The sequence below is a fragment of the Streptococcus sp. A12 genome, from assembly GCF_905372335.1.
Lineage (GTDB): Bacteria > Bacillota > Bacilli > Lactobacillales > Streptococcaceae > Streptococcus.
Window position 1 is genome coordinate 1 of sequence record NZ_CAJPOU010000025.1, and the last position, 22,908, is coordinate 22,908.

The window sequence follows — 22,908 nt, forward strand, 5'->3', positions numbered from 1 at the left end:
AAAAAGCCCTTGAAGAAGCCAAAGATCAACATTCTGTTGATATGGAGCGTCGTGCCAAGATTGCCCTTCAACGCGCTATTAACCGGATTAATGTCGGAAATCGATTATAAATATAAAAAGAAGTTGATTGGATCGACTTCTTTTTTTCGAATCTTAAGAATATGAAAGGAAACTTTGTCTTATGGTATAATAGAGGTATGATTCAAATGATTTTTACTTTTTGCAGTCACTTATTGTTTATTTCCTTTGCCTACCACCTTCTTTCAACGGTGGTTCAGTGGGAGCGTTTTTTAAAGGTAACTGCCGATACAGCTGTGAAAATTCGGCTTCTTATTTTATTGATCAGCATTAGTGTAGGCTATTTAACTAGTAGCTTCTTTATCAGTATTTACGAATTCAGTCGGCAACTGTTTAACGGGAACTTTTAGATTCTTTTTTGATGAATTTATGGTATGATAGTAGTCGTGACTGAATGAAATGGAGTAATAACGAGTATGGACAAAATTATTGTAAATGGTGGTCAAAATCGCCTAGTTGGAACTGTGAAAATCGAAGGAGCAAAGAATGCAGTTCTTCCTCTTTTAGCAGCAACTGTTTTGGCCAGTGAAGGAACAACAACTTTGACTAATGTTCCTGTTTTATCTGATGTCTTTACAATGAACAATGTCGTTCGTGGCTTGAACACACAAGTTACGTTTGATGAAGAAACCAATACTGTAGTCGTTGATGCGACGCAACCATTAACAGAAGAAGCACCTTACAAATATGTCAGCAAGATGCGAGCTTCGATCGTCGTTCTAGGTCCTGTCTTGGCCCGGAATGGTCATGCCAAAGTTTCCATGCCAGGTGGTTGTACCATTGGAAGTCGTCCGATTGACCTCCACCTTAAAGGTCTGGAAGCCATGGGAGCGAAGATCACCCAAACGGCTGGTTACATTGAAGCAAAAGCAGATCGTCTCCAAGGAGCTCATATCTACATGGATTTCCCATCCGTAGGTGCCACCCAAAATATCATGATGGCAGCAACCTTGGCAGATGGAACGACGGTTATCGAAAATGCAGCCCGCGAACCTGAGATCGTGGACTTGGCCTCTCTTTTGAATAAGATGGGTGCTAAGGTACGTGGAGCAGGTACAGAAACCTTGACGATTATTGGGGTGGATCGTTTGCATGGAGCGGTTCACAATGTCGTTCAAGACCGAATTGAGGCAGGAACCTTCATGGTTGGTGCAGCTATGACAGGTGGAGACGTTTTAATCGAGGATGCGATTTGGGAACACAACCGCCCTCTTCTTTCTAAGATGCAAGAAATGGGCGTTGAGGTAACGGAAGAAGAGAATGGTATTCGCATTCGCTCAGATGTTTCTAAATTGAAGCCAGTGACGGTGAAAACCTTACCTTATCCAGGCTTCCCTACAGATATGCAAGCCCAATTTACTGCTTTGATGGCCATGGCTTCTGGTGAATCGACCATGATTGAAACGGTATTTGAAAATCGTTTCCAACATTTGGAAGAGATGCGTCGGATGGGCTTACATTCAGATATTATGAGAGATACAGCTCGTATCCAAGGTGGAGCTAGCCTACAAGGGGCTGAAGTAATGTCGACAGACTTGCGTGCTAGTGCAACCTTGATTTTAATGGGGCTTGTGGCTGAGGGAGAAACCAAAGTGAGCAAGTTAACCCACCTCGACCGTGGATATTTTAAATTCCATGAGAAATTGGTGGCTCTTGGAGCAGATGTACGTCGTGTGAAGGAAGATGATGATGAAAACTAAATTAAAAGCAATCGGAAAACAATTGGGGATCGTCCTATTGGTTGTTACTATCTTAGCGATTGTTTTCGCTCTTGGCTTGGTCATTGGATATGGTGTCATTGGCAATGGAAAGGATCCTTGGTCCATTCTCTCGCCAGATACCTGGAAGGAAATCCTTCAGAAATTTTCAGGTAAGTAACTATTTATCAAAAAGAGGAGCTTGAGATCGTGATCCCAGGCTCTTTCCCATTCAGTAGAAACAGAGGAAACCAGTGTGGCAAACAATCAAAAGAAACCACTTAAAATGAAAAAATCGGGACAAACTCTACTTGGCTTGGTGGTGGCAGCAGCCCTCTCCATCGGTGGCTATTATTTTAGTCAACCCCAGCCAGTCGCTAGTCACTCTCAGGTTCAAACGGTTGTTACTTCGAGTCAAGAAGCAACACCGAGTAAGGAACTAGCGGAGAGTGTTCTGACAGATAGTGTTCGAGCTAAACTAGGAAAGAACATTCAATGGAACGAAGCGGGCGCTTTCATCATTAACCAGAATAAAACCAATCTGGATGCGGATGTTGCTAGTCTCCCTTATGCAGATATCAAGACAAAGACTGTAAAAGGACGAGAGATTCCAACAGTTGCCAACGCTTTGATGACCAAGGCGACTCGTCAATACCAAAAGAGAGAACAGACGGATGTAGATTGGGCCCCTGCTGGCTGGCACCAAGTAACCAATTTAGCTGGTGAATATACCCATGCGGTTGATCGGGGTCATCTTCTCGGCTATGCCTTGATTGGCAACTTAGATGGGTTTGATGCCTCGATGACGAATCCTAAAAATATTGCGGTTCAAACAGCTTGGGCCAATCAAGCGCGTGATAGTTTTTCAACGGGACAAAATTACTATGAAACCCTTGTTCGGAAGGCCTTAGATAAAAATAAGCGGGTCCGTTATCGGGTAACTCTCTACTATGCTTCAGATGAAGATTTGGTGCCAGTTGGCAGTCAAATTGAAGCAAAATCGAGTGATGGCAGTCTAGAGTTTAACGTTTTTGTTCCAAATGTCCAGAGTGGGATTAGTTTGGATTATCGTACTGGAAAAGTAACAGTGCATCGCTAAGCTACGTATAAAAGAAGAAGCAGGATGAAAAGGATTCGGTTGGCTTTGCTGTCAACTGGATCTTTTTCCTTTTATGACGTCACCCTTTAGCTTATTTTAAGAAAACTGAGGTAAAATAACCTCTTCTAGACCTAAACAAAGGTCTTCCTAAGGAAAGGAGGAACTTGTGAGAACCATTATAGCTATGATTCGTTTTCTAAAACGGGTTATTTGGAGTCTTGTTTGGGGCTTGTTTTGGACTCTCGCCCTTAGTTTTGCTTTGCTGGTTGCTACTTTATTCTTTAGTGGCAAAACCGGTAGCGGAATTGATGGGGTCAGTCGCGCAGCCCAAACGGTTGTCACCCAGGTAGATGCTTACTTTCATCGAGATGGTCCTCTACTGGGTCAGGGAAGTCCATCTGCTCAAGAGGACTTAGCAACAGATGGCCATACCTCTACAGGAGCAAGATGGGATCAGGTAACTGCAAAAGTTTATCTAGATCCTGAAATGGATGAGACCTTTACCCGTGCCTATGAGGAAGCTCTTGAGTCTTGGAATCAGACAGGGGCCTTCACTTTCCAACTTGTCACCAGTGAAGAAGAGGCTGATATTATCTTAACGGAGATGGATGATAGCACGGTTTCTGCAGCGGGTGAGGCCGAATCCCAGACAAATGTTTTAACCAATCGTTTCAAACGGGTGACCGTTCGCTTGAATCGCTATTACCTATTAAATAAGCAGTACAACTATTCCCATCAGCGGATTGTGAATACGGCTGAGCATGAACTAGGCCATGCGATAGGGCTGGACCACACTGATGGAGAATCCGTCATGCAACCGGCCGGCTCCTTCTACAGTATTCAGGACACAGATGTGGAAGCAGTCCGACAATTATACAAGGAGTTAGAATGATCAAACGTATACTGTATATGATTCGAACCTTTCCAGAACAAGTAGCACTCTTTGTGTTTAACTCTGGAATCTTTCTATGGCTATCCCAAAAAGGGCAAGCAATTTCCCATGAATTAGGCATTCAACAGGCTTGGGAAAACTATGCTCCTGAGGGAGTCCGTCAATTTTTCGGGGACAATAAGGAAGCCGTCCAAGCTTTCTTCTCCCATTCGGCCATCACTTGGCTGATTGGCTCCATGATGATCCTGCTTGTGATTCGCTTTGTAAAGGGAGTCATCAAATGGGGCTTGCTTTTGCTGGTGATTGGCATTGGGCTTTTCCTCGCCTATCAGTACAGCCAAATGGCTTCCAATATTTCAACAATCTAAAAAGTGAGGAAAGGTCAAGCGCATCTAGCGTTTGGCCTTTTCTTCAATTGTCAATTTGTCAAAAGTAAGGTACAATGAAACTATGATTATTTTACAAGCCAACAAAATTGAACGCTCTTTTGCAGGGGAGGTTCTTTTTGATAATATCAGCCTGCAGGTGGATGAACGGGACCGGATTGCCCTGGTCGGAAAGAACGGAGCCGGTAAGTCAACACTCTTAAAAATCTTGGTGGGAGAAGAAGAGCCGACTTCAGGGGAAATCAATAAAAAGCGGGATCTTTCTCTCTCCTATCTGGCCCAGGATAGTCGATTTGAGTCGTCCAATACTATCTACGATGAGATGCTCCTTGTCTTTGACGACCTCCGTAAAACGGAGAAAACTTTGCGGCAGATGGAGCTTGAGATGGGGGAAAAAACTGGGGCTGACTTGGAAAAACTCATGCAGGATTATGACCGTTTATCGGAAGAATTCCGTCAAGCTGATGGCTTTACCTATGAGGCAGATATCCGCGCTATTCTTAACGGCTTCAAGTTCGATGAGTCCATGTGGCAGATGAAGATTGAAGAGCTGTCTGGTGGGCAAAATACCCGTCTCGCTCTGGCCAAGATGCTCTTGGAAAAACCAAATCTCTTGGTACTGGACGAGCCGACCAACCACTTGGATATTGAGACCATCGCCTGGTTGGAAAATTACCTAGTCAATTATAGTGGGGCCCTTCTCATTGTCAGCCACGACCGGTATTTCCTCGATAAAGTTGCTACCATCACCTTGGACTTGACCAAGCATTCTTTAGATCGCTATGTCGGTAATTACTCCAGCTTTGTGGAGCAAAAGGAGCAAAAACTGCTGACCGAAGCCAAGAACTACGAGAAGCAACAAAAAGAAATTGCTGCGCTGGAAGACTTTGTTAATCGCAATTTGGTGCGGGCGTCGACCACCAAACGGGCCCAGTCTCGGCGCAAGCAGTTGGAAAAACTGGAGCGCCTAGACAAGCCGAAAGCTGGGACCAAGTCTGCTCATATGACCTTCCATTCCGATAAGACATCGGGAAATGTCGTCTTAACAGTAGAAGAGGCAGCCGTCGGCTATGACAATCAAATCCTGTCAGAGCCCATCAATCTGGATATCCGCAAGATGAATGCGGTCGCTATTGTGGGACCAAATGGAATCGGGAAATCTACTCTTATCAAGTCCATCGTCGGGCAGATTCCTTTTATCAAGGGAGAAGCTCGTTTTGGGGCCAATGTCGAGGTAGGCTACTATGACCAGACTCAGAGTAAGCTAACCCCTTACAACAGTGTCTTGGATGAACTCTGGAACGACTTTAAGCTGACACCAGAAGTGGAAATTCGCAATCGCCTGGGAGCCTTTCTTTTCTCTGGGGATGATGTCAAGAAAACTGTCGGCATGCTGTCGGGTGGAGAGCGAGCCCGCTTGCTCTTGGCCAAGCTGTCCATGGAAAATAACAATTTCTTGATTCTCGACGAGCCGACCAACCACTTGGACATCAATAGCAAGGAAGTGCTGGAAAATGCCCTGATTGATTTTGACGGGACCTTGCTTTTTGTCAGCCACGACCGCTACTTTATCAATCGGGTGGCTACACAAGTCTTGGAGTTGTCAGAAGAGGGCTCAACTCTTTACCTAGGCGACTATGACTATTATCTGGAGAAAAAAGCTGAGTTAGAAGCCCTAGCTGCAGCACAAGCAGAAGCTTTGCCTGTTTCTTCTACGGAGGAAGTCACCAGCAATGACTACCACTTGCAGAAGCAAAACCAGAAGGAACTCCGGAAAATCACCCGTCGCATTGAGCAATTGGAAGCAGAGATGGAAGAGCTGGACCAGAAAATCCAAGACATTACCGAAACCATGCATATCACCAACGATGCAGCCGACTTAGTTCAACTCCAGAGCGAGCTGGATCAACTAACTGTCCAGCAGGAAGCGGTCATGGAAGAGTGGGCAGAACTGTCAGAGCAGGTGGAATAGATGGAAGATCTTGGAAAAGTTTTTCGTGAATTTCGAATTAGTAAAAATTATTCGTTAAAAGAAGTTGCAGGCGACTGACGCTGGCGAACTCATGGAGAGCCAGTAGCAAATCAACTAGCTGACCACGGCCCAAGAAGAAGCCATGCTAGAATGGGAAGAACTAGCGCAGTAAGTATAGTTTTCTAATTTGTATAAGGAGAACATTATGGCGACTGAAAATGATTGGTTTATGAAGCAGGTTAAAGGTGTAGCCGACATGATTGGTACAACTTTGCGACTACAGATTCAAAATTTAGATTTGGGGCAGTATGAGGATGAGGAAGGAAGACTCATCAACGGGGCTCACTATCTTCAGCTAGTCCTAGAAGAGCAGCGCTTTGCAGAGGCCATTTCTTTTGTTGAAGAGCAGATGAAACGCCTACCTCTTCATCAGTATGATCTATTGGTTGATTGGCTGATTTCCTACTTAAGACAATTAGATGTTTGCGTGAAAGAAGATCAAGGATTCTACGAAGGGTACTTGCAAGAGTTAGAAAGGCACTTAAAGGAATTTAAGTGGTAATCAAATGGAAAATTTAGGAAAAGTTTTTCGTGAATTTCGAACTAGTAAAAATTATTCGTTGAAAGAAGCTGCAGGAGAGGCCTGCTCGACCTCCCAATTATCCCGTTTTGAATTGGGGGAGTCTGATTTGGGTGCATCGCGCTTCTTTGACATTTTGGACAATATCCATGTGACGATTGAGAATTTTATGGATAAGGCCAGAAATTTTCAACACCATGAGCATGTTGCTTTGATGGCTCAGATTATTCCGCTTTACTACGCAAATGATATTGCGGGTTTTCAAAAGCTTCAAAGAGAACAACTTGAAAAAGCCAAACATTCCACTAATCCCCTCTATTTTGAATTGAACTGGATTCTGCTACAAGGCCTGATTTGCCAGAGAGATGCCAGCTACACCATGAAGCAGCGTGATCTGGATAAGGTGGCAGATTACCTCTTTCAAACGGAAGAATGGACCATGTATGAGTTGATCCTCTTTGGCAATCTCTACAGCTTTTATGAGGTGGACTATGTTGCTCGCCTTGGTAGAGAAGTGATGGAGCGTGAAGATTTTTACAAAGAAATTGGTCGCCATCGCAAACTGGTCTTGATTCTAGCCCTGAATTGCTACCAGCATTGTTTAGAACACCGTTCTTTTGAAAACGCCAGCTATTTTGAAGCCTATGTAGAAAAGATTATCGGGAAGAGCATCAAGCTCTACGAACGCAATGTCTTTCATTATCTCAAGGGATTTGCTCTGTATCAGAAGGGGCAAACAGAAGAAGGGCGGCAGCAAATGAGGGAAGCCATGCACATTTTTGATGTGCTGGGACTGCCAGAGCAGGTGGCCTATTATCAAGAACACTTTAATAAATTTGTAAAAAATGAATGTTCTAAATAGGACAGTGATAAAGGAGATTTTATGAACCGACATGCGGTCCAATTAATTAGTCGTGGAGCTATTAACAAAATTGGAAATATGCTCTATGATTATGGGAATAGTGTCTGGTTGGCCTCGATGGGGACTATAGGAAAGACGGTATTAGGAATCTATCAGATTTCTGAGTTAGTGACAGGGATTCTCGTGAATCCTTTTGGAGGAGTGATTTCAGACCGTTTTTCTCGTCGCAAGATTTTAATGACGACCGACTTGGTTTGTGGACTCCTTTGTTTGGCGATTTCTTTTATCACAAATGATAGCTTGATGATTGCGGCCCTGATTTTTGCCAATATTATTCAGGCCATTGCCTTTGGTTTTTCTCGACCTGCCAATAAAGCTATTATTACCGATGTTGTAGAGAAAGAAGAGATTGTGACCTATAACTCTCACTTGGAGTTAGTCTTACAGGTTGTTAGTGTCTGTTCACCTGTTTTTTCTTTCCTAGTTCTACAATTTGCCAGTCTTCATATGACCCTCTTATTAGATGCGCTGACCTTTTTCATTGCCTTTGTCCTAGTGGCTTTCCTTCCGAAAGAAGAAGCTAAGGTGCAAGAGAGGAAACAGTTTACCGGGAAAGATATTTTTTCTGATATCAAGGATGGGTTAGACTATATCTGGCATCAGAAAGAGATTTTCTTTCTCTTATTAGTGGCTTCTAGCGTTAATTTCTTTTTTGCGGCTTTTGAGTTTTTACTTCCCTTCTCGAATCGTCTATACGGGGTTAAAGGAGCTTATGCGACCATTTTAACGCTGGGAGCTATTGGATCTATTCTAGGAGCACTTGTTGCCAATAAAATGAAATCAAGTATGAGAATTCTCCTGTTTTTACTGCTCATGGCAGGGATAGGAGTGTTCATAATGGGCTTGCCCCTTCCACCTTATCTTTCCTTTTCAGGAAATCTGGTCTGTGAATTTTTTGTGACCATTTTCGACATCCACGTTTTTTCCCAAGTACAAACCAAGGTGGAAGATGATTATCTAGGTAGAGTATTGAGCACAATTTATACCTTGGCTGTTCTCTTTATGCCCATCGCCAAAGGGTTGATGACTTGGTTGCCAAGCGTCCGTATGGAATCATTTCTCTTGATTGGAGCTGGGGTTATTCTCTTTTCACTCTTGGCTCAGCTAGTAGCTAAGCAGCTTCAATCAAAAGAACAGTAGGGATCCTTTGATAAATTTGCAAACCATTATTTTTCCCAAATAAGGGACAAAATGAAAACCTCTTTCATGAACTGATACAATAGTTTCAGAAAATGAAGGAGGTTTTTTTATGAATCGACATTCAGTCCAGTTGATTGCTCGTGGAGCAATCAATCGAATGGGAAATATGCTCTATGACTATGGGAACAGTGTTTGGTTAGCCTCGATGGGGACGGTAGGAAAGACAGTGTTGGGGATCTATCAGATTTCTGAACTCGTCACCTCCATTCTAATCAATCCATTTGGTGGCGTGTTCTCAGACCGTTTTTCCCGTCGCAAGATTTTGATGACGACCGACTTGGTTTGTGGTCTCCTTTGTTTGGGCATTTCCTTTATCAGGAATGATCGTTGGATGATTGTAGCCCTGATTGTTGCCAACATTGTCCAGGCCATTGCCTTCGCTTTTTCTAGAACTGCCAATAAAGCTATTATCACAGAAGTTGTAGAGAAAGATGAGATTGTGACCTATAATGCTCGCTTGGAGTTGGTCATACAGGTTGTTGGTGTCAGCTCCCCTGTCTTCTCTTTCCTTGTTTTACAATTTGCCAGTCTCCATGCAACCCTCTTACTGGATGCGCTGACCTTTTTCATCGCCTTTGTTCTGGTTGCTTTCCTTCCGAAAGAAGAAGCCAAGGTTCAGGAAAAGAAAATATTTACGGGAAAAGATATTTTTTCTGATATAAAAGATGGACTAGACTACATCTGGCATCAGAAAGAGATTTTTTTCCTCCTCTTAGTGGCTTCCAGTGTCAATTTCTTTTTTGCGGCTTTTGAGTTTTTGCTTCCTTTTTCCAATCGCCTTTACGGAGTAAAGGGTGCTTATGCGACCATTTTAACGTTAGGAGCTATTGGTTCCATCATCGGAGCCTTGATTGCCAATAAATTTAAATCAAGCATGGAGATGCTTCTCTTCTTATTGATTTTAACAGGAGTAGGAGTCTTCATGATGGGCTTGCCCCTTTCGCCTCTTCTTTCCTTTTCTGGAAATTTAGTCTGTGAACTCTTTATGACAATTTTCAATATTCACTTTTTTACTCAGGTTCAAACCAAGGTGGAGGAAGACTATCTGGGCAGGGTCTTAAGCACCATTTTTACCCTAGCCATTCTCTTTATGCCCATCGCAAAAGGCTTGATGACCTGGTTGCCAAGCGTCCGTGTAGAATCTTTTCTCCTGATTGGAGCTGGTGTCATCCTCTTTTCACTCCTAGCACAAGTAGTCGCCAAGAAATTACAAACAAAAAATCATTAGAATAGCATCAAAAAAGCACCAATCGGTGCTTTTTAGTTTTCGATTTGTTTGATTTTTTCTTCTTTTTCACCGGACATCTTTTGTCCTAGTTGTTTTTTCGCGGCTTTTAACTCATGTTTTAATGAGAAATTTTTTGGAAGGCTGACTAAGAAAGTCACCAACGAACCGAGAAGGACACAGACCAGAATCAAAATGATGAGCGGGAGTTTAAATTGGACCAGCAAAAAGTTCACAGTCACCGTTTGCATATTGGCCAAGGAAATAATCGCAATGAGCAGTACAGAAATCAGTAGTGCAACATATTGTAGTTTTCGTTTATTCATTTCGTCTCCCTATTCTTCTAATTCAGCCTTACTTTTCACATCAGCGTATTCTTCCGCTTTTTCTAGACTTAAAATATCATCATAAGTCGCTAAGACGATGTCTTGTCCATATTTATTTTTTAGAGCTGTTGTCACCAAGCGATAGGCCAAATTGGCGTTTCGAGACAAGATAGGACCGTGGAAGTAGCTGCCAAAGACGTTCTTGTAATGAACCCCTTCGCACCCATCTTCTTTGTTGTTCCCATTTCCGTAGACGACCTTACCTAGCGGTTTTTCATCCTCTGCCAAGAAGGTACGACCTTGGTGGTTTTCAAAACCATAGTAGGTCTCGTTGAACTCTTCATTATGGATTTTGATGTCGCCAATGTAGCGATTGTTTTCTTGGTTAAGGGTATAGTGTCCCATAATACCAAGTCCCTCAATGCGCTTGCCAGAAGCCTCAATGTAGTACTGGCCTAGAAGTTGAAAGCCACCACAGATAGCAAGGACCACCCCATCGTCATGAATAAAGCGTTCGATGTCTTCTTTTTTATCTGGTAGATCCTCGGATACAATGGTCTGCTCGTAGTCTTGGCCTCCACCGAAAAAGGCGATATCGTAGGTGTCTGGATCAAATCGGTCTTTGAGAGAAACGATGTCCACCGTTACGCAAGTACCAAGCTTCTCCGCAACGTACTTGAGCATGAGGATATTGCCATTATCTCCATAAGTATTCATCAGATTCCCATAAAGATGGGCAATTCTCAATTCGTATTGGTAGTTTTCCTGACCAGGGGATTGTAGTGAAGTATACGTCATTAATTCATCTCCTTTTCAATCAGGTGTTCTTGAGCTAGTAATTCACGGAATTCTAGCATGGCCGTATAGGTGGCTAAAATATAGGCGTGAGAAGTAGCCTGTCCATTAATCTGGGTAAAGACATCCTCTAATTTTGCATTTTCAGTAATCTGGTCAGCCGGATAGCCAGTGACCCGAAGTCGCCGAGCAATTTCTGAGTGACGTACCCCACCGGCGTTGATTTCTGGAATGTCCATCTGGGTGATTTGCTCAAAGTCGGCATCCCAGATCCAGCTGGTATCAATCCCATCTGCGTAGTTGGCGTTGAGAAGAACGGACAAGCTGAAGGGATACGGCGCTAGTTTGACCATTTCAATAGCCTGAGTAGCTCCAACCGGATTTTTGATCAGGATTAGGGTACATTCCTTATCCCCAATTTTAAAGGTTTCCTGACGACCGAAGACAGCCTTGCTCTTATCGAAACCACGCTTAATGACATCTGGGTTCACATCAAAATAATGGGCCACCGCAACTGCAGCAAGGGCGTTGTAAATATTGTAGAGGCCTCCAATATTAATGTGGTAGTTTGTACCGTTGATCTTAAAGTGAGAAGAAGTATTGGTCAGCTCGGTCAATTCATCGACAGCAACTGTTAAAGGAGGACGGTGGAAGCCACAACTTTCACAAATGTAGTCTCCCAGATTCGCATAGGTATTCAACTGGTAGGTCAAGATGCCATGACATTCTGGGCAGACGATTCCTTCTGTATTGTAATGAGCTAGCTGTGGAGCAGTTTTTTCCGTCTCAAAGCCAAAATATTGAACGGGATTTGGTAGGGGAAGGGTATGGAAAAGAGGACTATCCCCATTCATCAAAACAGTCGCTTGAGGCGCTTTTTTAATCCCATCCAAGATCATCCGATAAGTCGTGTAGATTTCTCCGTAGCGGTCCATTTGATCGCGGAAGATATTGGTGATCACAAACAAAGTCGGTGTGATGTAGTCACAAATCCGAGACAGACTGGCTTCGTCAATTTCAAGAACAGCGATCGGACGACCAGAAGAACCTTTTGCGTTCAAAAAAGTAGTCGTAATCCCTGAAATCATATTAGCACCACTAGGATTCGTCACGATAGGTCCGAAAGCCTCCTGAAGAATACCAACAGTGAGAGCCGTTGTTAGTGTTTTCCCATTCGTACCAGTGATAACCACAATTTCGTAGTTCTGGGCCAGGTGTTGTAAAATATCATTATCAATTTGAAGGGCGATTTTTCCAGGAAGGGTAGAGCCACGTCCAAGCATACGCAAGAGGTGACTACTCATTTTTCCAGTAATAAGCCCCATACTAGTCTTAATCTTCATAATTCATATTTTATCACAAAAAGCAACAGAAGGTTACAGAAAAATCTGTTGAAACATGATATAATGATGTGGAGTGGTTTGAACGCGCTATCCATTTTCTAGAAGCTCTGCTGTTGCCAGTAAGTATCTACAATGGTTAGTCGCGCGAAAAGCCTAGAAGAGAAGTGGTAGGTATGAGATCGTGAACATCCAACAACTGTCAAATCCCCAGTATTGGGCCAGTTTATTTCCCACTCCCTGGAGTGTGGTTGTCAACCTCATTGACATTGCCCTAGTGGCATGGTTATTGTATTATTTTATCAAAGCTATTGTCGGCACTAAAATTATGATTTTGGTGCGTGGTGTTTTGACATTTTTCTTATTTGAGTTAGTTGCCAATATGATTGGTTTGACGACCATTTCTTGGTTGATTAACCAAATCATCACATACGGGGTCATTGCTGCGGTAGTGATTTTCTCTCCGGAAATTCGGACGGGATTAGAACGATTAGGTCGAGCCACTGAATTTTTCTCAACCAATCAGGTTAGTACTGAAGAAAAATTGGTTCAATCTTATGTAAAAGCGGTTGCTTATATGAGCCCTCGGAAGATTGGTGCCTTGGTTGCAATTCAAGGAAGTAGAACCCTTCAAGAATATATTTCTACTGGTATTCCCCTTGATGCAGATGTGTCAGGTGAACTACTGATCAATATTTTTATCCCCAACACACCACTTCATGATGGGGCCGTGATTGTCACCAATGATAAAATTGCTGTATCTTGTGCCTATCTCCCCTTAACAGAAAGCACTGGGATTTCAAAAGAGTTCGGTACACGGCACCGGGCAGCCATCGGATTGTCCGAGGTAAGTGATGCCTTCACCTTTGTTATTTCTGAAGAAACAGGTGGTATCTCTATAACGAGAAATGGAAGCTTTAGACACGACCTCAGTATCGAAGAATTCGAACAAGAGTTGCGTTCTTTCATTATTCCAGAAGATCAAGGGAAAAAAGATTTGAAATCAAGAATTTTTGGAGGACGTATCAAATGATTCCAAAAAGAAAAATTGTCTATATCGTGACCTCCGTCTTTTTCTCAAGTCTCTTATTCATCAATGCAACCTCTGTAAATTTCCAGAATAACAGTAGTGCCCGTCAAGTGAGTTCTGAAACCTACACCAATACTCTTACCAATATTCCGATTGACGTAAAGTACAACGAAAGTAAATATTTTGTTAGTGGGATTAGTTCAGAAGTGACAGTCTTTCTGAAAGGATCTAATCGTGTTGCCTTAGCATCAGAGATGCAGGCTAGTACTCGTAAATTTAAAGTGGTTGCTGATTTAAGTGATCTGAAAGAAGGCCAGCATGAAATCACATTAAATATTGAAGGCTTACCTTCTGGTTTAACAGCAACCATCGAGCCTCAGAGGGTAACTGCAAAAATTGGTAAGAAGATGACGAAAAAGTTTGATGTTTCCGTCACTATACCTGATAAACAGATTGCTCCAGGGTGGAATCTCTCGCATGTTACATTCTCTGAAGATGAAGTTTCTGTCACTAGCGACCAGGATACTTTAGCCAAAATTGATCATGTGGAAGCCATTTTCCCTGAAGGAGATCTTTTGAACAATACCTACACGGCAACCGTCTCCTTGAAGGCAGTCGATAGCGAGGGAAATGATTTACCAGTCATCATCTCTCCATCAGAACTATACATGAAGGTTGAGTTGAAACAGACAAGTTCTAGCTCGTCGTCATCCAGTTCCTCATCAAATAATAGCAATTAATAAAGATTCATCGAAAGGATTATCATAATGGGTAAATATTTTGGAACGGACGGAGTCCGTGGAGAAGCAAACGTCGAATTGACGCCAGAGTTGGCCTTTAAGCTGGGTCGATATGGAGGGTATGTCCTCAGTCAACATGAAAAAGAAACCCCACTTGTTTTCGTAGGACGAGACACTCGTATTTCTGGTGAAATGTTGGAGAGCGCTCTTGTTGCAGGTCTCTTATCTGTAGGGATTAAAGTATATAAATTAGGTGTGATTGCGACACCGGGTGTAGCTTATTTGGTTCGTTCTGAAGGAGCAAGTGCTGGGGTCATGATTTCTGCCAGCCACAATCCAGCTCTAGACAACGGGATTAAATTCTTCGGGAATGATGGCTATAAACTGGATGATGACCGTGAATTAGAGATTGAAGCCTTATTGGATGCGGAGGCGGATACTCTTCCTCGTCCTAGTGCAGAAGGTCTTGGCACTGTGATGGATTATCCAGAAGGACTTCGTAAGTATCAAGAATACTTAGTTTCAACTGGAATCCAGCTTGAAGGAATGCACGTGGCTCTAGATGCTGCGAATGGTTCTGCATCTACAAGCGCCCGTCAAGTCTTTGCTGACCTAGGAGCACGTTTGACAGTTATTGGAGAAAGCCCAAATGGTCTCAATATCAATGACCAAGTGGGTTCGACCCATCCTGAGGCTTTGCAGGAGGCTGTCCGAGAATCTGGTGCGGCTATTGGTTTGGCTTTTGATGGTGATAGTGACCGTTTGATTGCAGTTGATGAAAATGGGGACTTAGTTGATGGTGATAAAATCATGTACATCATTGGGACCTACCTTTCTGAGAAGGGCCTCTTAAAAGATAACACCATCGTAACGACAGTTATGTCCAATCTTGGCTTCCATAAGGCTTTGGATGCCAAGGGTATTAACAAGGTTGTGACTGCTGTCGGAGACCGCTATGTAGTTGAAGAGATGCGGAAGTCTGGTTACAATCTAGGTGGTGAACAGTCTGGTCACGTGATTGTCATGGACTACAATACCACTGGAGATGGTCAGATGAGTGCCGTTCAATTGACCAAGATTATGCAAGAAACTGGTCGTACATTATCAGACCTTGCATCAGAAGTTACCATCTATCCTCAAAAATTGGTCAATATTCGTGTTGAAAACAGCATGAAAGACAAGGCTATGGAAGTGCCTGCTATTCGTGCGATTATTGAAAAGATGGAAGCTGAAATGGCTGGAAATGGTCGCATCTTAGTGCGTCCAAGTGGTACCGAACCTCTTCTTCGTGTCATGGCAGAAGCTCCGACTGATGAAGAAGTGGATTACTATGTGGATACAATTGCTGCTGTAGTCAAAGATGAAATTGGTCTTGAAGTTTAAACAATAAAAATAGAGTTTAAAAGGTTGGCTGAAAAAATACGTTGAGTGATGAGGCACATAGCCCTCATGACAACAGTTCTCTTTTCAATTACTTTTGTTCAAGTCATTTAAGCAGGAAACACCCTGATCTTGGCTTATCCTAAAGAAATAACTTTAATATCATCGTTTTTAAAAGGCTGTAATTTTCCAGTCTTTTTTGTTAGTTAGATGAAAAGGGATTTGAACAAGTGTGGATGTTGAAAAAGTTATTTCATCCAATAGTCCTCTTTCGTCTAGAGGTGGATGTTTGAAAAATGCCCTTATTCGTGGTAAAATAGGGCTAATGAATTTATTGTAATTGAGGTAAAAAACGTGGCTTTTGGAGACAACGGAAAACGCAAAAAAACTTTCTTTGAAAAATTGACCATGGTGGTCATTGTAATTATGTTGATTGTAACGGTTGGAGCAATCTTTGCTGCAGCTTTGGGTGCACTATCCTACTAAGGGACTACCAAGCAACACTTGGTTATAAAAGGAAAACGATAAACTATGAGTATGTTTTTAGATACAGCCAAGATTAAGGTCAAGGCTGGAAATGGCGGCGATGGTATGGTGGCCTTTCGCCGTGAAAAGTATGTTCCCAATGGTGGCCCTTGGGGTGGTGATGGTGGACGCGGAGGCAATGTGATCTTCGTTGTAGACGAAGGCTTGCGCACGCTGATGGACTTCCGCTATAACCGGCATTTCAAAGCCCAAAATGGGGAAAAAGGAATGACCAAAGGGATGCATGGACGGGGAGCAGAAGATCTCTATGTACGAGTTCCCCAAGGAACGACAGTCCGAGATGCTGAGACAGGCAAGGTCATTACCGACTTGGTTGAAAATGGGCAAGAGTACATTGTTGCCCATGGTGGACGTGGAGGACGCGGAAATATCCGTTTTGCCACTCCTAAAAATCCAGCACCTGAGATTTCAGAAAATGGGGAACCGGGTCAGGAACGCGAACTCGAATTAGAACTCAAAGTCTTGGCAGATGTTGGTTTGGTAGGCTTCCCATCAGTCGGGAAATCAACTCTTCTCAGTGTCATTACTTCTGCCAAACCAAAAATTGGAGCCTATCATTTTACAACCATCGTTCCAAACTTGGGTATGGTTCGGACACCGTCAGGTGAATCCTTTGCAGTAGCAGACCTTCCTGGATTGATTGAAGGGGCTAGCCAAGGGGTCGGACTGGGAACTCAGTTCCTTCGTCACATCGAGCGCACCCGTGTCATCTTGCATGTCATCGATATGTCAGCCAGTGAAGGACGCGATCCTTATGAAGATTATGTTCAAATTAACAAAGAGCTTGAAACTTATAATCTTCGCTTGATGGAGCGTCCTCAGATTATCGTGGCGAATAAGATGGATATGCCAGAGAGTCAGGAAAATTTGAAAGAGTTCAAGAAAAAATTGGCGGCCAATTACGACGAGTTTGATGACCTGCCACAGATCTTCCCAATCTCTAGTTTGGCGCATCAAGGTTTGGACAACTTGTTAGAAGCAACAGCAGACTTGTTAGACAAAACACCAGAATTCTTGCTCTATACGGAAGAAGATATGGCGCAAGAAGAAGTCTACTACGGCTTTGATGAGGACCAACCAGCCTTCGAGATCAATCGCGATGATGATGCTTCTTGGATCTTGTCAGGTGATAAGCTAGAGAAGCTCTTCAATATGACCAATTTTGATCGCGACGAGTCTGTCATGAAATTTGCGCGTCAATTGCGTGGAATGGGTGTCGATGAAGCCCTTCGTGCGCGTGGAGCCAAAGACGGAGATATCGTACGGATCGGTAAATTTGAATTTGAATTTGTTGACTAGTTAGATGTAAAGAGGAGAAGAAGATGGGAGATAAACCTATATCCTTTCGTGATAAAGACGGAAATTTTGTCTCTGCTGCAGACGTTTGGAATGCAGAAAAATTGGAAGAACTCTTTAATAAGCTGAATCCCAACCGTAAGTTACGGTTAGAACGGGAAAAATTAGCAACATCCAGTGAAAATTAGGAATCAGGAGAAGAAAATGGCAAAAACAATTCACACAGACAAAGCACCAGCAGCAATTGGACCTTATGTTCAAGGAAAAATTGTGGGCAATCTCTTATTTGCAAGTGGGCAAGTTCCTCTTTCACCAGAAACAGGTGAAATTGTTGGAGAAACCATCCAAGAACAAACCCAGCAAGTGTTGAAGAATATTGCTGCTATCCTTGAGGAAGCTGGAACGGACTTTGATCACGTGGTTAAAACAACCTGTTTCTTAAGTGATATGAATGATTTTGTCCCTTTTAACGAGGTCTACAAAACAGCATTTTCAAGTGAATTTCCAGCACGTTCTGCAGTAGAAGTGGCTCGCTTGCCACGCGACGTCAAAGTTGAAATTGAAGTCATTGCAGAAGTATAGTCTGAATAGAGGAATGCATTCGGGAAATAAGAATGCTGGAGTGAGAGCCATCGACTGACCAACTGGAAAGATGATGGTCTCCTCCTTTTTTGTAAGGAAAAGGTGATTAGGATGACAGATACAGAAAAAACAATTCAACTGGTCATTGTGACAGGAATGAGTGGTGCAGGAAAGACCGTAGCCATTCAATCCTTTGAAGATATGGGGTATTTCACTATCGACAATATGCCACCAGCTCTCTTGCCGAAATTTATTGAGCTGATTCAACTGTCGATGGACAATAATAAGTTGGCTCTCGTTGTGGATATGCGGAGCCGGTCTTTCTTCGCAGAAATTCGTTCCATTTTGGACGAATTAGAGAACCACGAAGAAATTGATTTTAAAATTCTCTTTTTGGATGCGACCGATAGTGAATTGGTTGCGCGCTATAAAGAGACTCGTCGGAGTCACCCACTGGCTGCGGATGGGCGTGTCTTGGATGGGATTACGTTGGAACGGGAACTTTTGGCTCCGCTAAAAAACATGAGCCAAAATGTCATTGATACGACGGAATTAACTCCTCGTAATCTTCGAAAAGTGATTGCTGAACAATTCTCCAGACAAGATAGTCAACCTGAGTTTCGGATTGAAGTCATGTCCTTTGGCTTTAAGTATGGTTTGCCTTTAGATGCGGACTTGGTCTTTGATGTTCGTTTCCTACCGAATCCTTATTACAAACCAGAGTTACGAAATCAAACAGGCTTGGATGATGATGTCTTTAACTATGTCATGGACCATCAAGAATCAGAGGAGTTTTATCACCATCTCTACGATTTGATTGCTCCTATCTTGCCTGCATACAAGCGAGAAGGGAAATCTGTTTTGACGATTGCATTGGGCTGTACAGGTGGTCAACACCGTTCAGTAGCCTTTGCAGCTCGTCTTGGAAGGGATCTAGCGAAAGATTGGACGGTGAATATGAGTCATCGCGACAAAGACCGACGGAAAGAAACGGTGAATCGCTCATGAGAAAACCAAAAATGACCGTCATCGGAGGCGGCACAGGGATTTCCGTCATTTTGGACAGCCTTCGAAAAAAAGATGTTGAAATTACAGCCATCGTAACAGTAGCGGATGATGGTGGTAGTTCTGGTGAACTTCGGAAAAATATTCATCAATTGACACCACCGGGCGACTTGCGAAATGTGCTAGTAGCAATGTCAGACATGCCTCGCTTTTATGAAAAAGTCTTTCAATATCGTTTTGCGGAAGACGATGGACCACTAGCTGGCCACCCTCTAGGGAATTTGATTATTGCAGGGATTTCTGAAATGCAGGGATCGACTTATAATGCCATGCAATTGCTGACTAAATTTTTCCATACGACAGGAAAAATCTATCCTTCTAGTGATACACCATTGACCCTTCATGCCGTCTTTATGGATGGGGCAGAGGTGGCTGGTGAGAGTGAAATCGCCCATCATGAGGGCATGATTGATTATGTCTATGTCACCAATACCTATAACGATGAGACGCCGAAAGCGAGTCGAAAAGTAGTAGATGCGATTTTAGAAAGTGATATGGTGATTTTAGGACCTGGTTCCCTCTTTACATCGATTCTTCCTAATCTAGTGATCGAAGAAATTGGACAAGCCTTGCTTGAGACAAAAGCAGAGGTCGCTTATGTCTGCAACATCATGACTCAACGTGGGGAGACAGAACACTTTACCGATAGTGACCATGTATCCGTCCTTCATAAACACTTGAAGAAGCCCTTTATTGATACTGTTTTGGTCAATATTGAAAAAGTACCTCAAGAATATATGGATACGAATCGCTTTGACGAATATTTGGTTCAAGTGGAACATGATTTCGCAGGTCTAAAATCTCAGGTACCCCGGGTCATTTCCTCTAATTTCCTTCGCTTGGAAAACGGCGGCGCCTTCCATGATGGAGGAGCTGTGGTAGATGAGTTGATGCAAATTGTACAGGTGATTAAATGAGTTTTACCATTAAAGTAAAAGAAGAGCTCTTGACCCTTCACCGCTTTGAGAAAAGTGAGTTATCTGCTCTGATTAAGATGTCAGGTAGTTTGGGTCTAAGTATGGGGGGCTTAAGTTTGTCTTTGACCACAGAGAATGCTAAGATTGCCCGCCATATCTACGAATTGATTGTAGAATTTTATCAGGTCAAATCGGACATTCGTCACCACCAAAAAACCAATTTAAAAAAGAATCGCGTCTATACTGTTTCTATCGATGAAAAAGTCGAAGAGATTCTTGCAGACCTGCACTTAGCAGATTCTTTCTTTGGTATTGAGACGGGGATTGATCCAAGAATTTTAGAAGAAGATGAAGCGAGTCGAGCTTATCTGAGAGGCGCTTTCTTAGCAAGTGGGACCATCAAGGATCCGGAGTCTGGTCGCTATCAATTAGAGATTAGCTCTGTTTATTCCGACCATGCCCAGGACTTGGCCAACCTCATGCAACACTTTTTGTTAGATGCCAAGACCATCGAACGCAAAAAAGGAGTCGTCACCTATTTGCAGAGGGCGGAGGATATTATTGATTTTCTCATCTTGGTAGAAGCCAAGCAGGCTTTGGAAGAATTTGAATCTGTCAAGGTCATGCGAGAAGCGCGCAATGATCTCAATCGAGCCAATAATGCTGAAATGGCCAATATTGCGCGGACGGTCACAGCTAGTATGAAGACCATTAACAATATCGTCAAAATCATGGATACCATCGGATTAGGTGGTCTTCCTGTCGAGCTTCAGGAAGTTGCCTATGTTCGAATCCAGAATCCCGACTATTCTATCCAGCAAATTGCGGATGCCTTGAAAACTCCCTTAACCAAAAGTGGCGTCAATCATCGCTTGCGAAAAATCAATAAGATAGCAGACGAGCTAGATGAACTATAAGAAAAAAACCTTTGAATCAGTTGATTCAAAGGTTTCTTCTTACAAACTAGTCGAATGGACTGGTTGAACTTTCTTATTTGGATAAATGTAGTTTATCGCATTATTTACCGCAGTCGGAGCCTCGCCCAGACCAGTAGCAATCAAATCGATTTTTCCTTCATAGAAGCAACAGTCGCCACAAGCGTAGATGCCTTCTCGACTGGTCTCTTGTTTGCGGTTCACGAGGATCTTATGGCGTTGGAGGTCCAAGCCCCATTCTTTCAATTTCCCAACGGATGATTTAAAGCCATAGTTGACAAAGAGTTCATCGATGGGGAGTAATTGGGTTTCATCTGATTTAACCTTGCTAATTTCCAGATGGCTAGCACTGCCATTTTCTCCGATTAAACGGCTAGGAACATAAGGAGTTTGAATAGAGACGGACGAAGCCTTCAATTCTTCAACACTGTGTTCGAGAGCGCGGAAATTATCACGACGATGGACCAGAGTTGTCGGTGCGATTTTTTCAAAGGTTAGAGCCCAATCGACTGCTGAATCTCCTCCTCCTAGAATAGCAACTTGTTTGCCGGCATATTGTTGGATATTTGAAACATGGTAGTGAACGTTCTCAAATTCCTCAGCCCCATCCACTTCTAAAGGACGAGGTTTAAAGGCACCACCACCCATCGCAATAATGACAGCACGACTGAAATGCTGGTCTTTATTGGTTTCAATCAGGAAGTGATCCTCGTTTTTAAGAATGTCCAAAACGGTTTCGTTCAGACAAATGTCAGTCTCGAATGTTTCTAATTGATCGATCAATCGTTGGGACAATTCTTCTCCGGTTAAGTTCGTAAAACCAGGGACATCCAGGATTCGTTTTTCAGGATAGAGAATAGCGGGTTGACCACCTAGTTGAGGAAGGGAATCAATCAATTTCACTTTTACTTGACGCATATGGCCATAAAAGGCCGCAAAGAGTCCAACAGGGCCACCACCAATAATGGTAATGTCATAGATTTCAGGCATGAGATCTCCTTTGTGATGTGTAACTAGTCCTATTGTATCATAATTCGGGTATAAATAGAAAGTGCAGGAAGTACAAAGATAGAAAAGGATGAATCAGGGTATTGAGATATATTTTTTAAAAATAATGTTCGGTTTATTTACAAGTCCTCAATAATCTGTTAGAATAAATTATTATTATTTTTATTTATAAGGAGATTATTCAAAAATGCAATTTGATTTTTGGGTTAAAGTTGCGACCGAATTTATTGCAACAGCTTTCTTGATTATTTTAGGAAATGGTGCTGTTGCAAACGTTGAATTGAAGGGTACTAAGGGGCATCAAAGTGGATGGCTTGTGATTGCGATTGGCTACGGAATGGGTGTTATGATTCCAGCTTTGATGTTTGGTAACGTTTCTGGTAACCACATTAATCCTGCCTTCACGATTGGTCTTGCAGTTAGCGGGCTCTTCCCATGGGAAAATGTTTTATACTACATCGTTGCTCAAATTCTTGGGGCCATGTTTGGACAATTGGTTGTCGTTGCGACGCACCGTCCTTACTATCTTCAAACGGAGAATCCAAACAATATCTTGGGAACATTCTCAACGATTTCTAGCTTGGATAAAGGAACTCCAGAATCACGTAAAGCGGCAACCATCAACGGTTTCGTCAACGAATTTGCTGGATCATTCGTTCTTTTCTTCGGTGCACTTGGTTTAACAAAACACTTCTTTGGTGCAGAGGTTGCTTCTCTAGCTCAAAGAGCTGCGACTGAGCAGGGAGGGGTTTTTGATGCTTCTTCAACAGCCGCAAAATTGGCTTTGTCACAAGCACATGCTCCTGGTCTAGGAGTGGCTCACTTGGCACTTGGATTCCTCGTTATGGCTTTGGTGACATCACTTGGTGGTCCTACAGGACCTGGTTTGAACCCTGC

Annotated in this window: 27 protein-coding genes; 23 read left to right on the forward strand and 4 right to left on the reverse strand. The window is 42.9% G+C overall.

Going from position 1 to position 22,908, the window contains the following annotated elements:
- From QZ158_RS04875 to QZ158_RS04930, 12 genes are all read left to right on the forward strand, one after another.
- The coding region (locus QZ158_RS04875) for an ATP synthase delta/epsilon chain alpha-helix domain-containing protein (RefSeq protein WP_293882966.1) at positions 1–110 on the forward strand (110 nt) is incomplete at its 5' end.
- An 87-nt stretch (positions 111–197) separates the two neighbouring features.
- The gene (locus QZ158_RS04880; RefSeq protein WP_293882882.1) at positions 198–428 is read left to right on the forward strand and encodes a DUF1146 family protein; all 231 of its coding nucleotides are present in this window, start codon (positions 198–200) and stop codon (positions 426–428) included.
- A gap of 66 nt (positions 429–494) precedes the next feature.
- On the forward strand, positions 495–1,778 hold the full coding sequence (gene murA, locus QZ158_RS04885; protein WP_293882885.1) for a UDP-N-acetylglucosamine 1-carboxyvinyltransferase: 1,284 nt from the start codon (positions 495–497) through the stop codon (positions 1,776–1,778).
- Positions 1,768–1,956, forward strand: coding sequence for a DNA-directed RNA polymerase subunit beta (locus QZ158_RS04890; RefSeq protein ID WP_236127992.1), 189 nt, complete (start codon positions 1,768–1,770; stop codon positions 1,954–1,956). Before murA ends, QZ158_RS04890 begins: the two co-directional genes overlap by 11 nt.
- A gap of 105 nt (positions 1,957–2,061) precedes the next feature.
- Positions 2,062–2,874 (forward strand): DNA/RNA non-specific endonuclease, encoded by an 813-nt coding sequence (locus QZ158_RS04895; protein ID WP_293882969.1) that lies wholly within the window; start codon positions 2,062–2,064, stop codon positions 2,872–2,874.
- A 166-nt stretch (positions 2,875–3,040) separates the two neighbouring features.
- Positions 3,041–3,766 carry a matrixin family metalloprotease gene (locus tag QZ158_RS04900; protein WP_293882894.1) on the forward strand — a complete coding sequence of 242 codons (726 nt, stop codon included), beginning with the start codon at positions 3,041–3,043 and terminating at the stop codon, positions 3,764–3,766.
- Complete coding sequence (locus QZ158_RS04905) at positions 3,763–4,134, forward strand: hypothetical protein (protein ID WP_293882897.1); 372 nt, start codon at positions 3,763–3,765, stop codon at positions 4,132–4,134. The genes QZ158_RS04900 and QZ158_RS04905 overlap by 4 nt, the downstream gene beginning before the upstream one ends.
- A gap of 82 nt (positions 4,135–4,216) precedes the next feature.
- Positions 4,217–6,124 (forward strand): ABC-F family ATP-binding cassette domain-containing protein, encoded by a 1,908-nt coding sequence (locus QZ158_RS04910; RefSeq protein ID WP_293882900.1) that lies wholly within the window; start codon positions 4,217–4,219, stop codon positions 6,122–6,124.
- Positions 6,125–6,329: 205 nt separating this feature from the next.
- The gene (locus QZ158_RS04915; protein ID WP_293882903.1) at positions 6,330–6,686 is read left to right on the forward strand and encodes a hypothetical protein; all 357 of its coding nucleotides are present in this window, start codon (positions 6,330–6,332) and stop codon (positions 6,684–6,686) included.
- A gap of 4 nt (positions 6,687–6,690) precedes the next feature.
- A complete protein-coding gene (locus QZ158_RS04920) occupies positions 6,691–7,566 on the forward strand; it encodes an XRE/MutR family transcriptional regulator (protein ID WP_293882906.1) in 876 nt (291 codons plus the stop codon).
- A 21-nt stretch (positions 7,567–7,587) separates the two neighbouring features.
- Entirely contained in the window at positions 7,588–8,766 is a 1,179-nt protein-coding gene (locus QZ158_RS04925; RefSeq protein WP_293882909.1) for an MFS transporter, read from the forward strand.
- A 109-nt stretch (positions 8,767–8,875) separates the two neighbouring features.
- Complete coding sequence (locus tag QZ158_RS04930; protein WP_293882912.1) at positions 8,876–10,054, forward strand: MFS transporter; 1,179 nt, start codon at positions 8,876–8,878, stop codon at positions 10,052–10,054.
- Between the two features lie 32 nt (positions 10,055–10,086).
- On the opposite strand, the gene QZ158_RS04935 is transcribed toward QZ158_RS04930, so the two are convergent.
- The 3 genes from QZ158_RS04935 to murT are packed head-to-tail and all read right to left on the reverse strand — an operon-like array spanning position 10,087 to position 12,515.
- Positions 10,087–10,377: a lipopolysaccharide assembly LapA domain-containing protein gene (locus QZ158_RS04935; RefSeq protein WP_048717218.1), complete on the reverse strand. Its 291-nt coding sequence runs from the start codon at positions 10,375–10,377 to the stop codon at positions 10,087–10,089.
- A gap of 9 nt (positions 10,378–10,386) precedes the next feature.
- Positions 10,387–11,175, reverse strand: a complete 789-nt coding sequence (gene gatD, locus QZ158_RS04940) for a lipid II isoglutaminyl synthase subunit GatD (RefSeq protein ID WP_293882916.1) — start codon at positions 11,173–11,175, stop codon at positions 10,387–10,389.
- Positions 11,175–12,515, reverse strand: a complete 1,341-nt coding sequence (gene murT / locus QZ158_RS04945) for a lipid II isoglutaminyl synthase subunit MurT (protein ID WP_293882919.1) — start codon at positions 12,513–12,515, stop codon at positions 11,175–11,177. Before murT ends, gatD begins: the two co-directional genes overlap by 1 nt.
- A 181-nt stretch (positions 12,516–12,696) precedes the next feature.
- Between murT and cdaA the strand changes: the two genes are divergently transcribed.
- From cdaA to whiA, 10 genes are all read left to right on the forward strand, one after another.
- On the forward strand, positions 12,697–13,545 hold the full coding sequence (cdaA, locus tag QZ158_RS04950) for a diadenylate cyclase CdaA (RefSeq protein ID WP_293882921.1): 849 nt from the start codon (positions 12,697–12,699) through the stop codon (positions 13,543–13,545).
- A complete protein-coding gene (locus QZ158_RS04955) occupies positions 13,542–14,282 on the forward strand; it encodes a CdaR family protein (protein WP_293882924.1) in 741 nt (246 codons plus the stop codon). Before cdaA ends, QZ158_RS04955 begins: the two co-directional genes overlap by 4 nt.
- A 27-nt stretch (positions 14,283–14,309) precedes the next feature.
- Entirely contained in the window at positions 14,310–15,665 is a 1,356-nt protein-coding gene (gene glmM / locus QZ158_RS04960; RefSeq protein WP_293882927.1) for a phosphoglucosamine mutase, read from the forward strand.
- 351 nt (positions 15,666–16,016) lie between these two features.
- Positions 16,017–16,148 carry a DUF4044 domain-containing protein gene (locus tag QZ158_RS04965; protein ID WP_065426872.1) on the forward strand — a complete coding sequence of 44 codons (132 nt, stop codon included), beginning with the start codon at positions 16,017–16,019 and terminating at the stop codon, positions 16,146–16,148.
- 45 nt (positions 16,149–16,193) lie between these two features.
- The gene (gene obgE / locus QZ158_RS04970) at positions 16,194–17,507 is read left to right on the forward strand and encodes a GTPase ObgE (RefSeq protein ID WP_048717228.1); all 1,314 of its coding nucleotides are present in this window, start codon (positions 16,194–16,196) and stop codon (positions 17,505–17,507) included.
- Positions 17,508–17,530: 23 nt separating this feature from the next.
- Positions 17,531–17,692, forward strand: coding sequence for a hypothetical protein (locus QZ158_RS04975; protein WP_048717230.1), 162 nt, complete (start codon positions 17,531–17,533; stop codon positions 17,690–17,692).
- A 16-nt stretch (positions 17,693–17,708) separates the two neighbouring features.
- Positions 17,709–18,086, forward strand: coding sequence for a RidA family protein (locus tag QZ158_RS04980; protein WP_125335397.1), 378 nt, complete (start codon positions 17,709–17,711; stop codon positions 18,084–18,086).
- A 111-nt stretch (positions 18,087–18,197) separates the two neighbouring features.
- The gene (gene rapZ / locus QZ158_RS04985) at positions 18,198–19,094 is read left to right on the forward strand and encodes an RNase adapter RapZ (protein ID WP_293882947.1); all 897 of its coding nucleotides are present in this window, start codon (positions 18,198–18,200) and stop codon (positions 19,092–19,094) included.
- Entirely contained in the window at positions 19,091–20,068 is a 978-nt protein-coding gene (locus tag QZ158_RS04990) for a YvcK family protein (RefSeq protein WP_129268832.1), read from the forward strand. The genes rapZ and QZ158_RS04990 overlap by 4 nt, the downstream gene beginning before the upstream one ends.
- Positions 20,065–20,985 (forward strand): DNA-binding protein WhiA, encoded by a 921-nt coding sequence (whiA, locus tag QZ158_RS04995; protein WP_048689373.1) that lies wholly within the window; start codon positions 20,065–20,067, stop codon positions 20,983–20,985. The genes QZ158_RS04990 and whiA overlap by 4 nt, the downstream gene beginning before the upstream one ends.
- Before the next feature lie 39 nt (positions 20,986–21,024).
- Here the strand turns inward: whiA and QZ158_RS05000 are convergent, their stop codons facing one another.
- On the reverse strand, positions 21,025–21,993 hold the full coding sequence (locus tag QZ158_RS05000) for an NAD(P)/FAD-dependent oxidoreductase (protein WP_293882960.1): 969 nt from the start codon (positions 21,991–21,993) through the stop codon (positions 21,025–21,027).
- Positions 21,994–22,198: 205 nt separating this feature from the next.
- Between QZ158_RS05000 and QZ158_RS05005 the strand changes: the two genes are divergently transcribed.
- A partial coding sequence (locus tag QZ158_RS05005; protein ID WP_293882963.1) for an MIP/aquaporin family protein occupies positions 22,199–22,908 on the forward strand: 710 nt, incomplete at its 3' end.

Bases quoted from the DNA above. Each gene is read 5' to 3' on its own strand.
- QZ158_RS04935 (WP_048717218.1), bottom strand. From the start codon at position 10,377: ATGAATAAACGAAAACTACAATATGTTGCACTACTGATTTCTGTACTG.
- QZ158_RS04920 (WP_293882906.1), top strand. From the start codon at position 6,691: ATGGAAAATTTAGGAAAAGTTTTTCGTGAATTTCGAACTAGTAAAAAT.
- QZ158_RS04890 (WP_236127992.1), top strand. From the start codon at position 1,768: ATGAAAACTAAATTAAAAGCAATCGGAAAACAATTGGGGATCGTCCTA.
- glmM (WP_293882927.1), top strand. From the start codon at position 14,310: ATGGGTAAATATTTTGGAACGGACGGAGTCCGTGGAGAAGCAAACGTC.
- rapZ (WP_293882947.1), top strand. From the start codon at position 18,198: ATGACAGATACAGAAAAAACAATTCAACTGGTCATTGTGACAGGAATG.
- QZ158_RS04915 (WP_293882903.1), top strand. From the start codon at position 6,330: ATGGCGACTGAAAATGATTGGTTTATGAAGCAGGTTAAAGGTGTAGCC.
- QZ158_RS04880 (WP_293882882.1), top strand. From the start codon at position 198: ATGATTCAAATGATTTTTACTTTTTGCAGTCACTTATTGTTTATTTCC.
- gatD (WP_293882916.1), bottom strand. From the start codon at position 11,175: ATGACGTATACTTCACTACAATCCCCTGGTCAGGAAAACTACCAATAC.
- QZ158_RS04925 (WP_293882909.1), top strand. From the start codon at position 7,588: ATGAACCGACATGCGGTCCAATTAATTAGTCGTGGAGCTATTAACAAA.
- murT (WP_293882919.1), bottom strand. From the start codon at position 12,515: ATGAAGATTAAGACTAGTATGGGGCTTATTACTGGAAAAATGAGTAGT.
- QZ158_RS04955 (WP_293882924.1), top strand. From the start codon at position 13,542: ATGATTCCAAAAAGAAAAATTGTCTATATCGTGACCTCCGTCTTTTTC.
- whiA (WP_048689373.1), top strand. From the start codon at position 20,065: ATGAGTTTTACCATTAAAGTAAAAGAAGAGCTCTTGACCCTTCACCGC.
- QZ158_RS04990 (WP_129268832.1), top strand. From the start codon at position 19,091: ATGAGAAAACCAAAAATGACCGTCATCGGAGGCGGCACAGGGATTTCC.
- QZ158_RS04980 (WP_125335397.1), top strand. From the start codon at position 17,709: ATGGCAAAAACAATTCACACAGACAAAGCACCAGCAGCAATTGGACCT.
- QZ158_RS05000 (WP_293882960.1), bottom strand. From the start codon at position 21,993: ATGCCTGAAATCTATGACATTACCATTATTGGTGGTGGCCCTGTTGGA.
- murA (WP_293882885.1), top strand. From the start codon at position 495: ATGGACAAAATTATTGTAAATGGTGGTCAAAATCGCCTAGTTGGAACT.
- QZ158_RS04895 (WP_293882969.1), top strand. From the start codon at position 2,062: ATGAAAAAATCGGGACAAACTCTACTTGGCTTGGTGGTGGCAGCAGCC.
- obgE (WP_048717228.1), top strand. From the start codon at position 16,194: ATGAGTATGTTTTTAGATACAGCCAAGATTAAGGTCAAGGCTGGAAAT.
- QZ158_RS04905 (WP_293882897.1), top strand. From the start codon at position 3,763: ATGATCAAACGTATACTGTATATGATTCGAACCTTTCCAGAACAAGTA.
- QZ158_RS04910 (WP_293882900.1), top strand. From the start codon at position 4,217: ATGATTATTTTACAAGCCAACAAAATTGAACGCTCTTTTGCAGGGGAG.
- QZ158_RS04975 (WP_048717230.1), top strand. From the start codon at position 17,531: ATGGGAGATAAACCTATATCCTTTCGTGATAAAGACGGAAATTTTGTC.
- QZ158_RS04930 (WP_293882912.1), top strand. From the start codon at position 8,876: ATGAATCGACATTCAGTCCAGTTGATTGCTCGTGGAGCAATCAATCGA.